Annotated in this window: 14 protein-coding genes; 10 read left to right on the top strand and 4 right to left on the bottom strand. The window is 55.0% G+C overall.

The genetic code is table 11. The annotated features are described in order from the left end of the window. Positions 1-342: 342 nt before the first annotated feature. The gene (locus RTX98_RS10980) at positions 343-534 is read right to left on the bottom strand and encodes a hypothetical protein (protein WP_312796571.1); all 192 of its coding nucleotides are present in this window, start codon (positions 532-534) and stop codon (positions 343-345) included. 414 nt (positions 535-948) lie between these two features. Here RTX98_RS10980 and RTX98_RS10975 point away from each other — a divergent pair, with 414 nt between their 5' ends. Then, positions 949-1,149, top strand: coding sequence for a hypothetical protein (locus tag RTX98_RS10975; protein WP_312796570.1), 201 nt, complete (start codon positions 949-951; stop codon positions 1,147-1,149). Positions 1,150-1,166: 17 nt separating this feature from the next. Here the strand turns inward: RTX98_RS10975 and RTX98_RS10970 are convergent, their stop codons facing one another. Further along, positions 1,167-2,312 carry a glycosyltransferase family 4 protein gene (locus tag RTX98_RS10970; protein WP_312796569.1) on the bottom strand — a complete coding sequence of 382 codons (1,146 nt, stop codon included), beginning with the start codon at positions 2,310-2,312 and terminating at the stop codon, positions 1,167-1,169. A 119-nt stretch (positions 2,313-2,431) separates the two neighbouring features. Further along, the gene (locus tag RTX98_RS10965; RefSeq protein WP_312796567.1) at positions 2,432-3,721 is read right to left on the bottom strand and encodes a sugar transferase; all 1,290 of its coding nucleotides are present in this window, start codon (positions 3,719-3,721) and stop codon (positions 2,432-2,434) included. Between the two features lie 322 nt (positions 3,722-4,043). Here RTX98_RS10965 and RTX98_RS10960 point away from each other — a divergent pair, with 322 nt between their 5' ends. From RTX98_RS10960 to RTX98_RS10920, 9 genes are all read left to right on the top strand, one after another. After that, positions 4,044-5,057 (top strand): NAD-dependent epimerase/dehydratase family protein, encoded by a 1,014-nt coding sequence (locus RTX98_RS10960; RefSeq protein ID WP_312796565.1) that lies wholly within the window; start codon positions 4,044-4,046, stop codon positions 5,055-5,057. Next, positions 5,054-6,349, top strand: coding sequence for a Vi polysaccharide biosynthesis UDP-N-acetylglucosamine C-6 dehydrogenase TviB (gene tviB / locus RTX98_RS10955; protein ID WP_312796563.1), 1,296 nt, complete (start codon positions 5,054-5,056; stop codon positions 6,347-6,349). Before RTX98_RS10960 ends, tviB begins: the two co-directional genes overlap by 4 nt. Positions 6,350-6,363: 14 nt before the next feature. Next, entirely contained in the window at positions 6,364-7,305 is a 942-nt protein-coding gene (locus RTX98_RS10950; RefSeq protein WP_312796561.1) for a Gfo/Idh/MocA family oxidoreductase, read from the top strand. Beyond that, positions 7,305-7,892 carry an acyltransferase gene (locus RTX98_RS10945; RefSeq protein ID WP_312796559.1) on the top strand — a complete coding sequence of 196 codons (588 nt, stop codon included), beginning with the start codon at positions 7,305-7,307 and terminating at the stop codon, positions 7,890-7,892. The genes RTX98_RS10950 and RTX98_RS10945 overlap by 1 nt, the downstream gene beginning before the upstream one ends. A gap of 307 nt (positions 7,893-8,199) precedes the next feature. Next, positions 8,200-9,081, top strand: a complete 882-nt coding sequence (locus RTX98_RS10940; RefSeq protein WP_312796557.1) for a hypothetical protein — start codon at positions 8,200-8,202, stop codon at positions 9,079-9,081. Next, a complete protein-coding gene (locus RTX98_RS10935) occupies positions 9,078-10,331 on the top strand; it encodes a glycosyltransferase (RefSeq protein ID WP_312796556.1) in 1,254 nt (417 codons plus the stop codon). Before RTX98_RS10940 ends, RTX98_RS10935 begins: the two co-directional genes overlap by 4 nt. 6 nt (positions 10,332-10,337) lie before the next feature. Next, positions 10,338-11,756, top strand: a complete 1,419-nt coding sequence (locus RTX98_RS10930; protein WP_312796555.1) for a lipopolysaccharide biosynthesis protein — start codon at positions 10,338-10,340, stop codon at positions 11,754-11,756. A 294-nt stretch (positions 11,757-12,050) separates the two neighbouring features. Next, positions 12,051-12,911 carry a hypothetical protein gene (locus RTX98_RS10925; RefSeq protein WP_312796554.1) on the top strand — a complete coding sequence of 287 codons (861 nt, stop codon included), beginning with the start codon at positions 12,051-12,053 and terminating at the stop codon, positions 12,909-12,911. Positions 12,912-13,057: 146 nt separating this feature from the next. Then, positions 13,058-14,110 (top strand): EpsG family protein, encoded by a 1,053-nt coding sequence (locus RTX98_RS10920; protein ID WP_312796552.1) that lies wholly within the window; start codon positions 13,058-13,060, stop codon positions 14,108-14,110. A gap of 33 nt (positions 14,111-14,143) precedes the next feature. On the opposite strand, the gene RTX98_RS10915 is transcribed toward RTX98_RS10920, so the two are convergent. Next, positions 14,144-15,406 (bottom strand): O-antigen ligase family protein, encoded by a 1,263-nt coding sequence (locus tag RTX98_RS10915; protein WP_312796551.1) that lies wholly within the window; start codon positions 15,404-15,406, stop codon positions 14,144-14,146. Between the last annotated feature and the right edge of the window lie 39 nt (positions 15,407-15,445).

Raw genomic sequence — 15,445 nt, 5'->3', positions numbered from 1 at the left:
ACGGCGGCTGCGCCGGGGACCTTGCGGATCGCGAACCAGCCCCTTCAGAAGAAGATTCGGCCTCGGCCGGACGTGCGCCCTGCCCCGATCCATGCATCGACCCCCTGTTCGCCGACGCATGAGCGTCGGGATCGGGATCCTTCACGTTTAATCCTTCCGCACCGCGCGCCAGAAGGCAGCTGCAGGTGCATCATGTCTTTGAGTTGGCGCCAGCCTAACAGCGAATCGGCCGATCACCAAGGCCGCATATCGAATGTCCGCGCCTGGACCTCATCGCGACGGCTGAACTACGCAGTTCCCGGGCTCGAACCACCTCGAAGCACCATGCAAAGCAAACACAACCTATTCCCGATCCTTGTCCCGCGGCTTGGCATCTTCGCCCGCATCCTGCGGTTCATCCTGCCAATGATCGATCCCGTCCCCGTGCAAGGACAGATCCACCGTCTTGATCTTGCTCAAATCACCCTGCCCCGGCACATCCGGCGTTGCTTCCACCGCACTCGCCGCCGAAGACCCGTCCTTCTGCTTCGCCATTATCCTGCTTCTCCCGCTTGGTTGGGTTGTTGCTGGGACAACCGATGGCGGGGTGGTCAAGTTCCCGAGGGCAGGGGCGCGGAGCATAGGAGCGAAAATACTGGGTCCGGCCGCTCCATCTTGTTCCTGAAACCGGCGGCGCTATTCTTGTGGCAGCCAACCTAAGGGTTCCGTTGATCGACCTTTGTCGATTGGCTCATCTCCCGTTGCTGGCTGATCAGCCGCTCTTTGCACCATCCTAAAACTGGAAGCTTTCCGATTATGCGCTGGTATAACATCAAGTCCTGGGTCGCGGGCTCCATCTCCCTGTCCCATGATGCGATGCATGTGCATGTTGGTCTTCTGCTCTTCTTTGTCTTGCTTGGACTGTTTCGTCAAAGTTCGCGTCGGCTGGCAATAGCTTGGACATTGACCTTGGCGGCTACGCTCTTCAATGAAGCGCTGGACGGCTATGACTGGATAGTCTGGACCGGTACGATCAACTGGATCGAAAGCCTCAAGGACACGCTTAACACGATGTTCTGGCCAGCTGTCGCAGCCGTTGTGTTGAGCTATCGTGATCGTGTGGATAGCTCACTTGTTGTTCGCGAGCGACAGACCACAACCAACGAGTAGCATGATACCTTCCGGCATCACCCGCCGACTACCAACTCTACCGCTGAGGACCCTCTGGTCGTCAACTCGCCGATGGCTTTCTCGTAAGCAGCCAGCACAATAGCCTGATCGAACTCTCTTTCCATCTTCAAACGCCCGGCACGTCCCATGGCGGTCCGTGCCTGCTGGGGCAGTTGAAGAACGCGCTCCATTGCTGCGGCAAGACTATCGGCACTACGAGCGGCACACAAAAAGCCGGTGACCTCGTCGTCCACGACCGATCGGCATCCTGGGACATCCGTCGCGATAAGCGGACGTGCCATGGCGGCAGCTTCGATCAAGGTGCGTGGCGCGCCTTCTCGGTAGGATGGCAGAACGACACACTGCACGGATCTGATGAAGGGCCTCACGTCCGGCGTTGTTCCGAGATACTCGACAATGCCTTCCCGCTCCCACATTTCGACCGTTGCAAGATCGATCGCCGTGCGGTTCTCCGATCCGGCAGCTCCAAGAAGCTGAAAGCGAGTGTTTGGCGCGCGTGCCTTGATCAGCCGCGCAGCTTCAACAAATTCTAGCACGCCCTTGTCGCGCAACAGACGAGCGATCATCAGAAAAGTCGTCGCCTCTGTTTCCGGAGGTAGATCGCTTGCAGCAAAGCGCGAAAGATCTATGCCCGAGCCAGGTAAAAGGCGCGCTTGCTCCGGTCGCACAAGCTTCCTTTGGATAAACAGCGCACGATCATCGCCATTTTGGAAGAAGATGAACCGAAGTTTGCCGAACGCCCGTCGATAAAGGTTTTCGGCGATAAACCGCAGCGTGCCATTCGAGAGAAAGGCAGTCCCAAGGCCGCTGACATTTGGGATGAAAGGAACGCCGCAGGCGTTTGCTGCCATGGCGCCAAAAACATTGTTCTTGATCGTATAACTAAGAACAACATCCGGACGCTCCGCACGAAAATGCCGTTTGAAGCTTCGCAAAAGCTTTAAATCGTCTAATGGGTTGAGGCCCTTCACGTTCATCGCCAGCGGCAGGAACCGAGCGCCGAGGCTTGCTAGTTCTGGAACACTGTCATCGGGTGGCGCAAGTACCGTCACCTCGTGACCGTCCGCAACCAAGCCGTCTAGAACCGATCGTCTGAAATTAACAATGTTCCAGGCAGCGTTCACGGTCATGAGGATTTTCATAGGCGCGTCCGAACACGATGATGCCGTTGAAAATCGTGGTTGGTCATACCGAAGGAACAGGACTGGCTGCCCAGATGTAGGCGCCCTCTCTCGGGCAAATGCTTTGAAGCCACAGTCGCCTACTTCGCGCCGAAGCCAGTTAGCATTGTCTTGATCGTTCGCAATACAATCACTAGATCAAGCCAAGGCGAGAAGTTCTTGATGTAGTAGAAGTCGTAATGAAGCTTACTCAGAACCTCGTCTACGCTCGAGACATGCCCCTGATTAACCTGAGCCCAACCGGTGATGCCGGGCCGAACGATATGCCGATAGCGGTAGAAAGGCAGCTTTTCTTCATAAAGCTCAGAGAGCGCCATGGCTTCCGGGCGCGGCCCGATCCAGCTCATTTCTCCGCGCAAGATGTTTACCGCTTGCGGAAGTTCGTCGAGCCGGGTGCGGCGCAGGAACCGCCCCAGACGCGTAATCCGCGAATCGTTGTCCCTGGTAACGGCTGCTTCCCGGCTTCGTCCGGCAGGTTGCTCGGCTTGCATGGTGCGAAACTTGACCATGTGGAAGGCTTGTCCCCGGTAACCCATCCGCTGCTGACGAAATAGCGCAGGGCCTGGAGAATCCCAGCGGATTGCCAAGCCGATTGCCAGTAGTAGCGGCGACAAGACGATCAAAGCAAGAAGAGCGCAGCCCCAGTCCAAGGCCTGCTTGATTTTGAGGTACAGCATGTTGGGGTTGAGCGATCCCAACGTGTTCTCGGAAAGGTGCTCGATGTCAGTGCGGCCGGTGAGCGACTCAAGGACCTGTTTCAGGTGATAAACAGGGATTCCCGCCAAAGCGGCATCGGCAATGAAGCGCTCCCACTCGTCGGAGAGATCGGCACGCAGGTCTACGACGATACCGCTGACCCCAGCAGGCGGCGTTGTGGGAGTGCGAACACGATGCCAGACTACATCGCGGATCTCCGTCAGCACGTCCACAGCCCCACCAGGCACAACAGCAAGCTCCCGAGGTGAGAGCCGGCGGGACACAATGCTCATGCCGAAATACCATAGCGTCGACATGGCGAAGCTGCCGGCGGCCTGAAAGCGGCTGTAATCCAGGCGCCAAAAGAAGATGATGAGAAAAATCGTTCCGTAGGACAAGGCGAAGGTTGGGAAGATAGAACCCGCTCCTGCAATACCCGGAACCCTGACCAGCTTGCGATAAATCAGGTAACCGAGCAGATGCGCGCAAAACGCGGCCACCAAGGTGGTCTGCATATTACGCTCCGAAAAGATCGAGATACCGCCACTGCTCATCCGCAGCACCGCTGGCAGCAGGATCGCAAAGGCCAATCCACCGAGAAGCTGGAACCGCATCATGCCAAACAGGCCGCGCTGTGCGCCAAGCCTGGGGATCGACTGGTCAAGTGACGGCATGAATGATTTTCGGGGGCTGTTTCGGCGGCCCGCAACGTACACCAACACCTATATCACGCAACCCTGATGTTGAAATTGTCATACAAGGCGTTGTAAGTGCGTGTGGCGACGGTGCTTCGTGTCCGCACTTGCAGGCAGGTGTCGCTCTTGATGGCGTAGGAAGCGTCGCGTACAGCAACGTACAGACTTTCAGGCGAGCCACCATGCTCGTTCAAGCGTGTAGAGCCAAAGGTCGACCTTCAGCCACACCGCGCAAGATAATCAGGTGAACCAGCTTGTTGGCGTTCAGCCATGAGTTGGCTCGCTTCAGGAGCATGACTGCATGAGACGTATCCTCGTAACGGGCACAGCTGGCTTTATTGGCTTTCATCTGGCCAAGCTGCTGCTCGCCGAGGGTTTTCGCGTCCATGGCTATGACGGCATGACGGACTATTACGATGTCCGCCTTAAGCAGCGTCGTCATGCCATGCTGCTTCAGAATGGAAACTTCTCTGCCACAGAGGGCATGCTGGAGGATCAGGCACGGTTTGACCAGGTCGCGAACGACTTCGCACCGGATGTGATCGTCCACCTCGCGGCGCAGGCCGGGGTTCGCTACAGCCTGGAGAACCCACGCGCCTATCTCGACGCGAATGTGATCGGCACCTTCAACGTCATGGAGGCTGCCAGGCGGCTCCAGGTGCAACATCTGTTGATGGCGTCAACCTCATCGGTCTACGGCGCCAATGATGAGATGCCGTTTACCGAAACCGAGAAAGCCGACACCCAGCTTACGATCTATGCGGCAACCAAGAAGGCCAATGAGAGCATGGCGCATGCCTATGCTCACCTCTGGAACCTTCCGACGACAATGTTCCGCTTCTTCACGGTTTACGGCACCTGGGGCCGTCCGGATCTCGCGCTCTACAAGTTTGTCGATGCGATCCTGGATGACCGCCCGATCGACATCTACAACCATGGCGACATGTATCGCGACTTCACCTATGTCGACGATCTCGTGCGCGGCATCCGCCTCCTGATCGATGCGCCGCCGATGCGGCCGGCCTCCAAGGACGAGATCGAGCCAGGTGACAGCCTGTCGCCTGTCGCGCCCTTTCGCATCGTCAATATCGGCAATTCCGAAAAGGTCAGGCTGCTCGATTTCATCGATGCGATCGAAGATTGCCTCGGGAAGAAGGCCGTCCGCAACTACATGGACATGCAGTTGGGCGACGTGCCTGCGACATGGGCCGATGCTGATCTTCTTCAACGACTGACGGGTTACCGCCCACAAACCGATTTCCGCGAAGGCATTGCGATGTTCGTGGCCTGGTTCAGGGACTACTATCAGAAATGAGTGAGCTTTCGCGCATGCTGCCCAAGGATGATGCCACGCTGGCCGTAATCGGTCTCGGCTATGTCGGACTTCCTTTGGCTGTCGAGTTCGGCAAACACCGCAAGGTGCTCGGCTTCGACATCAATCAGGCTCGCATCGCGGAATTGAAGGGCGGCACCGACCATACGCTGGAGACGTCTCCCGAGGAGTTGGCCGAAGCCAAGCATCTGAGCTTCACCGCGGACCCAGCGGAACTCGCTGCCGCACAAATCTATATCGTCACCGTTCCGACCCCAATCGACGACAGCAAGCGCCCCGACCTTACGCCGCTCATCAAGGCATCGGAAACGCTCGGACGCGTGCTGAAGCGCGGCGATATCGTGATCTACGAATCCACGGTCTATCCCGGCGCCACCGAGGAAGACTGCGTTCCGGTTCTTGAGCGTGTTTCGGGTCTGAAGTTCAACGTGGATTTCTTCGCCGGTTACTCGCCAGAGCGCATCAACCCGGGCGACAAAGCGCATCGGCTGACCACGATCCGCAAGGTTACATCCGGCTCGACACCGGAAGTCGCCGACCTGGTCGACGCGCTATACGGTTCGATCATCGAAGCCGGCACCTACAAGGCTGAATCGATCCGCGTGGCGGAAGCGGCAAAGGTCATCGAGAACACGCAGCGCGACCTCAACATCGCGCTCATCAACGAACTCGCCATCATCTTCAACCGCATGGATCTCGACACGGAAGCCGTGCTGAAGGCTGCCGGCACGAAGTGGAACTTCCTCCCCTTCCGCCCCGGCCTCGTCGGCGGTCACTGCATCGGCGTCGACCCCTATTACCTCACGCACAAGGCAGAAGCGCTCGGCTACCACCCGCAAGTGATCCTAGCCGGACGCCGCATCAACGACGGCATGGGCGCCTATGTCGCCGGCCAGATGGTCAAGGCCATGCTCAAGCGCCGCATCCAGGTCAACGGCGCCCGCGTGCTCGTTCTCGGCCTGACCTTCAAGGAAAACTGCCCGGATTTGCGCAACACGCGGGTGGTGGATGTCGTTTCCGAGTTGGAAGAGTTTAACATCGCGGTGGATGTTTACGATCCTTGGGTCGATGCGCATGAAGCCAAGCATGAATATGGGATTGATCTGATCACAAGCCCAGATGCCCAAAGCTATGACGGTGTGATTTTGGCGGTGGCGCATCGTGAGTTCGGCGAGATGGGTTCAGACGGCATTCGCGCCTTGGGGGCCGAGGACCATGTTCTTTATGATCTGAAGCATGTTCTGCCCAACGGCACTGCAGACCTGCGGCTTTGACAAGGGAAGAACCCATGAAATCCTTCGCTTTGATCGGCGCTGCAGGCTACATCGCACCTCGGCACATGAAGGCCATTCGCGAGACCGGCAACGACCTGGTTGCGGCTTTCGATCCCAATGACTCGGTCGGTATCATCGACAGCCATTTTCCGGAAGCCAACTTCTTCACGGAGTTCGAGCGCTTCGACCGCCACGTCGACAAGCTTCGCCGGCAGGAGAAAGGCATCGATTACGTGTCGATCTGCTCGCCGAATTACCTGCATGACAGCCATATGCGCTTCGGCCTGCGGTCCGGCGCCGATGTCATCTGCGAAAAGCCGCTGGTGCTCAATCCCTGGAACATCGATGGCCTTGCGGAGATCGAGCGCGACACCGGTCGCAAGATCAACACCATCCTCCAGCTGCGCCTGCATCCGGCGATCATTGCCCTGCGCGAGAAGATGCAGAGTGCGCCGGCAGACCGCAAAGTCGATGTCGACCTGACCTACATCACATCACGCGGCAAGTGGTACCTGCAGAGTTGGAAGGGCGACGACCGCAAGTCCGGCGGCATCGCGACCAATATCGGCGTGCACTTCTATGACATGCTGCATTTCGCCTTCGGCGCCCTGCAGGAGAACATCGTTCATCTGCACGACGAAACAAAAGCTTCCGGCTATTTGGAATATGAGCGTGCGCGCGTGCGCTGGTTCCTTTCGGTCGACGTCAACGATATTCCCGAAGAGGAGCGCTCGAAGGGCAAGCGCACCTACCGTGCCATCCTTGCAGACGGCGACAGCATTGAGTTTTCCGACGGCTTCACGGATCTTCATACACGCAGCTACGAGGAAATTCTGGCTGGCCGAGGTTTTGGACTGGAAGAAAACCGCGTCGCGATCGAAACGGTCGCTCATATCCGCTCGGCGCAAATCACCTCAGCTGGGGAACAACATCCCTTCATGCGGAACCGCCGCTGATGGCCGGCTCGATCCATCCCAGCGCGATTGTCGATGAGGGTGCGGAGATCGGCGATGGCAGCCGTGTCTGGCACTTCGCCCATGTTTGCGGCGGCGCGCGCATTGGCCAAGGCGTCTCGCTTGGGCAGAACGTCTTCGTCGGCAACAAGGTCGTGATCGGCGATCGCTGCAAGATCCAGAACAATGTGTCGGTCTATGACAATGTGACCTTGGAAGACGGTGTGTTCTGCGGCCCGTCCATGGTGTTCACCAACGTGCACAATCCGCGTGCGCTGGTGGAGCGCAAGAACGAATATCGCAACACACTTATCCGCCACGGCGCGACACTCGGTGCCAATTGCACGATCGTCTGCGGCGTAACAGTTGGCCGCTTCGCCTTTATCGGCGCCGGCGCGGTTGTCAGCCGCGACGTGCCTGATTTCGCCTTGATGGTCGGCGTTCCTGCGCGGCAGATCGGTTGGATGAGCGCATTTGGCGAGCGGCTGGATCTGCCCTTGGAAGGCGAGGCAGAATGCACATGCCCGCATACGGGAGATCGCTATCTCCTGCGGGGCAGGACGGTGACGCTAGAGCAGGTTTCTGCATGAAGCCTTCGCCGATTGATAACATAGCTTCGTTAGATAGTCTTCCTCTCATCTGCCATTTAATAAAGCCTGAAGAACTCGCGGTCTCCCAAACATGAAAAAATGCACTAAACGGCTTTTCGGGAAAAAGTATGAGTTCCACTGGGCTCGACAATTTGACTCAGTCCTACCGCCTAGTATTTGCCTGTATCCCGATGCACCGAGCCACTGTGACCCCGACGTAAGGGTTGTCATATCCGCGAAACTGCCCGAGTTCCAGCCTGCTTCAGTCAATCCAAAGATACATCAAAGCGCTTTAGGCGAGATGCGCGTGCATATGGGCAGCATCTCTGCGTCCTGGAAGTATACGGATGCTGGTGTCCTTGCAGTTGATGTTGTGATTCCTGAAACTAGCGATCTAAAACGCGCGGCTCGTAAATTTTATTCGATGGAATATTCGACTGAAGTTGAGCGGTTCGAACAACTTCTCCATGAACTTGTCCTAGTTCCCTCAGTTTATTTCTTCGGAGACGCAGCTCCGATCCACTCTGCTGCTGTTGCGACTGCCGACGGCACAATGTTACTCGCCGGGACAGGCGGAGTTGGCAAATCTTCGGCCGTACTTGCATTCCGCAAGCAAAAGGATATCGGCTTCATCGCTGACGATATCTCCATCGTGTCTGCTAATGGCCAAGTTTTTGGTAATATGGCCTGGCCTAAGATCTATGGGTACAACTGCGTAGGCAACGAAATGGCGCGTGAACTTCTGCGCGGACGCAGCCTTGCCGATCAACTGCACTTCCACGTCAAAAACCGTCTTAACCCATCGCGTGTTCGACGGAAGCTGGCACCTGACCGACTCTATGACTCGGTTGTGCCCGACGGAAAACCGCTCAATACCCTGTTCTACTTGTTTAGAGAAGATGTACCAAACATGGCCTTGACTCAACTGCCCGTCGAGAGTGCAGTAGAGATGTCGATTGCGGTGATGGAGTCCGAATATGGCGTATTCCATCGGCACTTGAACTGGGAAGAGTATAATTCTTTCGGCGGCAACCGCACTCCCATCCTTACCATGGCACAGGTCAGGGACAAGTGGAGGGCAATTTATCGTTCAGCCTTCAGCAAAGCCGAGATCATCAAGGTTGGCATTCCACTCGACATTGACCATGCGCGCTACCAGTCCGAAATTGTAAAGATTGTCACACGATGAGTGACGTGACGCAGGTTGTATTCAACACTGCTTCCTATCCTTATCCGCATGGCGAGCAATTTATCGAATCTGAGATTGTTCACTGGGCGTGCCTGACAGGAACGAATGTAGTTATACTGCCCTCCACGTCGAGCGGAACGCCTCGAACAATACCCTCCGGCATTGGTGTTCAGCCAGCATCTTCGCTTTCTGCTTTCGTGAAGATTTCCTGCGCAATGCAGGCATTCGTCCACCCTCTCCTGTGGGAGGAATTCTGGCAACTGCATCGCAAAGGCCAACTGAACGCTACAAGGTGCTTCCTGGCACTGAAATCAGTCGCCTTTGTCTTAAGGGAGAAAGCCGACATTTCACGCAGACTGCGGGGAGCCGGCCCCATTGATCTTGCTTATAGCTACTGGAATAATGAAACGGCTTACGCGCTGTGCCTTTTAAAACGAGAAGGCCGCATCAGGCATGTTATTTCCAGAGCCCACAGATACGACCTCTACGAAGAAAAGCGAAAGGCCGGCTACATGCCAGTCAAACGCCAGTTGGTGGACGATTTTGACTGCGTGTATGGCATTTCGAATGATGCATGCATCTATTTAGGTGAACGATACGGGTTTGCCGCTAATAAGTTACAGGTCGCCCGTCTGGGCGTCTCCATTCCGGAGAAGCCGGCCAATGCCAGCACAGACGGAGTTGTGCGCATGCTATCGGTGTCATTTTGCGTGGAGGTGAAAAGGATCCACAAGATAGTTGAGGCCATTTGTCAGGCCTGCAGCGCAAATCCTGGCCTTGTCATCGACTGGGTTCATATTGGCGGCGGCCCATTGAGACAAGATTTGGAGGCCACATCCAAGCGCATCTTAGGCACGTTGCCAAACGCACGGTTTCGGTTCGCTGGTGTGTTGAGCAACAAAGACGTACTGCAGTTCCTCAGCGATAACCCGGTAGATGTATTTATCAATAGCAGCGCATCCGAGGGCATTCCCGTTTCGATTATGGAGGCGATGGCATTTGGAGTGCCAGCGATAGCACCGGCCGTGGGCGGCGTGCCCGAACTGGTCAACGACGGTACCGGCGTCCTACTGTCGGCAGAAATGCATCCGGCGGAGGTGTACGCTGCTATCTGCACTTTGACAGGCGAAAAGGCAGAGATCTATCGGACAGGTGCACGGCAATTCGTTGAGGAGCGATACTCCGCCTCGCGCAACTACTCTCATTTCGTCTCGCAGGCAGTTTCACTTGCAGAGCGCCCTGATGCCTAGCCGCAGATGAAGATAAGCAACATTCTCGGATATGCATTTGGTCCTATAACGGCCGCTTTGATCGGCGTGGTCGCCTTACCGATTACTGCATGGGTCTTCTCGCCCTCTGACATAGGACGCTTGAACGTCTTTCAGGTATGCCTGTCGTTTGGATTGCTGCTTTCGACCTTTGGGCTCGACCGGGCCTATATACGTGAGTATCACGAGTCCAGCGATCGCCTGCACCTCTTCGCCGCCTGCTTCTTGCCTGGGCTTCTGTTGATTGCAGTGCTTGTTGTCCTGACGCTTCCCGTCAGAGAGTCGGCAGTGCAATGGCTCTACTCGACGCGGGACGCCTCTCTATACCTCATCACAGTCTTGGCTTTGGTCGCCAATTATATTTCTCGATTTCTCTCCCTCATTGTTAGAATGCAGGAGCGAGGTTGGGCTTACTCTATGAGCCAAGTTCTACCGAAACTGCTTTCCCTCACTCTTATAGGTTCTGTTTTCCTGTCAGGAGCGCATGCAAATTTTCGTCTGCTTCAGGGAATTACGTTCGCTTCCATTTTGGTGGTGATGTTGGTTTTTGCATGGAACACACGACAGGATTGGATCCAGATGAGCTCCGCTCGCATTCGCTGGGCTGAGATGAGGAAGCTTCTGGCTTATGGCTTTCCGCTGGTGTTTTCAGGCCTCGCATACTGGGGCCTTACGGCGACAAGCACTTTTGCGCTTCGCCATTGGTCGTCGCTGGACGAATTGGCGGTGTATTCCGTGGTCAACAGCTTCGCTGGCGCTGCGGTCATTTTCCAGTCGATCTTCGCAACCATCTGGGCACCCACGGTTTACAAGTGGGTAGCGCACGGCATTGACATGAGACGAGTGGATGTCGTTGCACGCCACGCCTTGCTGATTGTGTGCTTGATCTTCATTGCCGTGGGACTGTTCTCGTGGACCGTCGATTACCTCCTCCCGCCACACTACCGAATGGTCAAGTATCTGCTTGCAGCTGCGATAGCGCCATCGCTTCTATATACTCTCTCGGAAGTAACGACCGTTGGCATCGGGATTTCCCGACGCACGGGCTGGACGATCTGGATCACAGTAGCCGCACTCCTCGTCAACGCCGCGATGAGTTGGTGGCTGGTGCCTCAGTATGGATCAGCCGGGGCAGTTCTATCGAACGCTGCTGCGTTTTTTGTCTTCTTCCTGCTAAGGACTGAGGTCTCGGCGGCGCTGTGGCGTCAGTTTCCACGTGCCAAGCTCTATGTAATGTTATGTGGGATGATCTCTTTGGCGGCAGCCATCGTTGGATCGGCAGAACGACTGCCTCCTCTTTACCCTTTCATTTGGCTCGTTCCACTGGGGATCGTTATCGTTGTTTGCCGGAGTGAGATTTTTGACATGTTCGCAATAGCTAAGAACCGGCTGGGAGTTCGAACATGAGACTTTCGACCTCTTCTATCGTTCGTAAGGCGACTGTCAGTGCAACCAATTAGGATCGCTCACTTAACAGTTGTTCGGAGTTTGTCCGATGGCCAAAAGAAGCAGCTACTCTTTGAGGCCGAAGCGAGCTCAGATTTGTCAAACACTATGTGGACTACAGTGGCACTTCACTGCGAACCCTCGTCACATAATTTTATCCGCCAAATACCTTGGGTATTTCGCGCAATTTTTCTCCGGAACCTCTACGGCTGGATCGTTGCAGCTCGTCTCTCTCGTACGAACGATATTCTCCTCATGCGTCACATGCCGTTTGATCCTTTCGCCCTCATTTTCTCTCGCTTATTACACAATCGGATCTCGGTTCATCATAGTAAAGAAATGTCAGAACTTATACTAATCCGGAGCGGCCTTAGGGGACTGATAGCCTCCAAGATTGAAAGCATCACCGGCCAAACCGCCATCATGCAGGCCGCAGCAATCATTGGTGTTACCGAAGAGATTGCTACCTACGAAATGCATCGGGCAGACAGAGCAAAAGCCAGCTGCGTTTATCCGAATGCTATAAAAGCGTCATCTGTCAAACTACTGCCGGATCGTCGTGATCGCGAAACAGTGAATGTAGCTTTCATATGTGGCACATTTTCGGAATGGCACGGGTTAGAACGGCTGTTCTCGGCCGTGAGAGAATATCCTGATAATAGCATTGAAGATAAGTTGCGTATCTACCTGATTGGTAACTTATTTGGACATCAGCGCCAAGCTATTATACAAAATGCTAGACTGAAATCGATTTTCCAACCGCTAGGCCACATGCCGGAAGCTGCCTACCGGCCAATACTTGAGAGATGCGACCTTGGGCTGACCTCTTTTGCTCTGGACTTAAAAGACCTAAGGGAAGCAGCAACTTTAAAGGTGAGGGAGATGCTTGCCATGGGCCTGCCCGTTTATGCCGGCCATAAAGACACAGCGCTGAGCAATGATTTTCCGTATTATGTTAACGATAGGATAATTAACGTGGACAGCTTGCTGTCTTTTGCCAAAAGAATGAAAGCTGTGTCGCGTGATACTGTCCGCTCTTCCGCAGAACCTTTTATCGATAAAGTCAAGGCCATGGATCATGTAGCAGCGTTTTGTCGACAGCATTTTAATATATAGCTATGGCTGAGGTTTTTCAGGGATTACATATAGATAATGGTTCTATACACCCCTCGCAGCACTATTCATTGGTATATACTTTACTCCTTTGTTGACCCACTTGAGTAACAATATGCCTTACGTAGATATCACGCGAGGATCTATAATTGGCGCCGTTTTGGATACTTTTTATTGTTCCCCTCTGGGCCTCAATCAAAGAGAGGTCTACATTAGAAACTAGAGAGAGAACATTCTCACTCAATTTTTTTTTGATATTATTAGCAGTTTTGATCGGCCTTCGATTTGAGGTCGGAGGAGATTGGGAAACATACCTTGCATATTACTATAGAACCGTAGGCTTATCATTTACTGAGGTCCTCACAAGAAAAGACCCCGGCTATATTCTAGTCAACTGGTTATCCTGGACTCTTGATGGCGATATTTGGTTAGTTAATCTGGTCTGCGCTTGCTTATTTGCATTCGGCTTAGTCGCATTTGCAAAGGCGCAGCCACGACCTTGGCTGGCCCTGTTGGTTGCTGTCCCATATTTGGTGATCGTCGTTGCTATGGGCTATACCAGGCAAGGCGTCGCTATCGGCTTGGCCATGCTCGCGCTTCGCGCGTTTACACGTGATAGTTCGGTCGTCAAATTTGTTTTCTGGATCGCCTTAGCAGCTACATTCCACAAGTCCGCTGTTATGCTTGTTCCGCTCGCTGCTTTATCGAGCAATCGCGGGCGGGTTTGGACAGCTGCCTGGATTGCTGGAGCAACGGCCCTTCTTTATTACCTGTTCCTTGAGGACAGTGTTGACCGCCTCATGTATGGCTACATAACCAAGGAGTATCAGTCTCAGGGCGCGGCAATCCGCGTCGCGATGAATGCCCTTCCTGCAAGCATTTTTCTGGCTTTTCGACGCCGTTTTCAGCTTTCCCTTGAAGAGAGGCGGCTGTGGACGAACATGGCACTCCTCGCATTAGCGTTCGTCGTCTTCTTGTTTGTTTCGCCTTCCTCAACCGCTGTGGACAGGTTGGCACTTTACATCATACCCATACAGCTCTTTGTCTTCTCGCGATTGCCGGAAGCGTTTCCCGTTCGCGGGAAAATCAGCTTGGTGGCTGTACTTGTTATTCTCTACTCAGCTGCCGTGCAGTTCGTCTGGCTCAATTTCGCAGCTAATGCTAAATCTTGGGTACCCTACAGCTTCTATCCATTTTCCTAAGTGCATAAGCATCATAACTTAGCTGGGTGAAAGCTAGATTGATCGTGTAGGTACCTTCATCTTTCGTCCATTGTGCCGAACCGTCATCATACGAGCACTTGACGATGTTGAACGCTTAAAATCCGCGTGGAAGATAACAGCGTTGAGCCAGACGAAGGTCACGGCCAGCGCCATCGTTCGCAGCGGATAATCCACTGCCGAATGGATGAGCAGGAAGACGATGCCGAGAAAGGCCGCTTTCTGGAACTGGTTGAACCGGATTAGCACGCCTTGCCTTACCAGCAGCAGGCAATAGGCGACGATCAGGACGGCAGCTACGATGCCGCCTTCGAAGACAAGCTCGGCATATTCATTATGCGCATGGTTGACGAAGCTGGCGAAGATCATGTTCGCGTCTTCATAGACTTGGTAGGCGCGTGGGAAGGTGCCGTAGCCGACGCCCAGCAGCCAATTTTCCCTGATTCCTTCAAGCGTTGTGCGCAGGAACTCCCAGCGACCGAACCCAACGTCCAGTTCTTTCTGCTCGACGATCGTCCACGTTCCCATGGCGTAAACGCCGAGAACCACCAGCGTGCCGAGCACAGCGGCAACACTCGCGCGCGATTGTGCCCTGAGGAACACGATTGCAGAGATCACCGCTGCAGCACCGATGATCGCGCCGGCGCGCGATCCTGCCGCCAGCAAGATCAGCAAGGTCAGGACGATGGCCAGCCCGGCTGCAAGCCCGCGATTCTTGAAGGTGGCAAAGTAAACAAGGAATGGCAGGGTCAGATAAAGCAGGGAGGCCAGATGATTTCGGTTCGCAAAAAGACCGGAGTAGATTGAGAACGGGAGAACCCCATCGATTACCTGCCGGCTGGACGCCGAATATTGCACGAAGACGAAGGCTGCGTTGCAGGCCACGCCCAAAAGCATGAACGGCAAAAGCGCGTGCACAAAGGGTCCGGGCATCCGCATGATCGCGAGAAAAAGAAGCCCGAGCACGGCCACATAACTGAAGCTTAGCAGCGTGCTTCCGGCGCCCGTGCTGATCGTAAGCCAACTGACCGACGAGCCGTCGGGTTGCCGGAACGGCTCGATCCGTAGCCATTCCACGAAACCCGAGGGAAGTGGCAGAAGCTGAACAAGCGGCGCCAGCATAACAAGGCCAACGACGATAAGGACGGACTGGTCGATCGGAGCGCCGTCGGATGCCATGAGCACAGGAACGACCGCAAGAAGAATGCAGACCTGCAGCAGCGCATCCGACCACAGGCCGGCTTCAGTCCCTCCCCCCAGAAGGAGAGATAAGGTCATTGCTGTCCCGACAAGGGTTTTGTGCACGTTGTCCTTGCT

It is taken from the genome of Tianweitania sp. (genome assembly GCF_032053605.1).
Classification (GTDB): Bacteria; Pseudomonadota; Alphaproteobacteria; order Rhizobiales; family Rhizobiaceae; genus Tianweitania.
Note: the sequence above shows the minus strand (reverse complement) of the source record. Positions and strands in the feature narration are given on the sequence as shown.

Coding starts and splice junctions, on each gene's coding strand:
- RTX98_RS10980 (WP_312796571.1), bottom strand. CDS start 534: ATGGCGAAGCAGAAGGACGGGTCTTCGGCGGCGAGTGCGGTGGAAGCA.
- RTX98_RS10970 (WP_312796569.1), bottom strand. CDS start 2,312: ATGAAAATCCTCATGACCGTGAACGCTGCCTGGAACATTGTTAATTTC.
- RTX98_RS10965 (WP_312796567.1), bottom strand. CDS start 3,721: ATGCCGTCACTTGACCAGTCGATCCCCAGGCTTGGCGCACAGCGCGGC.
- RTX98_RS10960 (WP_312796565.1), top strand. CDS start 4,044: ATGAGACGTATCCTCGTAACGGGCACAGCTGGCTTTATTGGCTTTCAT.
- tviB (WP_312796563.1), top strand. CDS start 5,054: ATGAGTGAGCTTTCGCGCATGCTGCCCAAGGATGATGCCACGCTGGCC.
- RTX98_RS10950 (WP_312796561.1), top strand. CDS start 6,364: ATGAAATCCTTCGCTTTGATCGGCGCTGCAGGCTACATCGCACCTCGG.
- RTX98_RS10945 (WP_312796559.1), top strand. CDS start 7,305: ATGGCCGGCTCGATCCATCCCAGCGCGATTGTCGATGAGGGTGCGGAG.
- RTX98_RS10935 (WP_312796556.1), top strand. CDS start 9,078: ATGAGTGACGTGACGCAGGTTGTATTCAACACTGCTTCCTATCCTTAT.
- RTX98_RS10930 (WP_312796555.1), top strand. CDS start 10,338: ATGAAGATAAGCAACATTCTCGGATATGCATTTGGTCCTATAACGGCC.
- RTX98_RS10925 (WP_312796554.1), top strand. CDS start 12,051: ATGCGTCACATGCCGTTTGATCCTTTCGCCCTCATTTTCTCTCGCTTA.
- RTX98_RS10915 (WP_312796551.1), bottom strand. CDS start 15,406: ATGACCTTATCTCTCCTTCTGGGGGGAGGGACTGAAGCCGGCCTGTGG.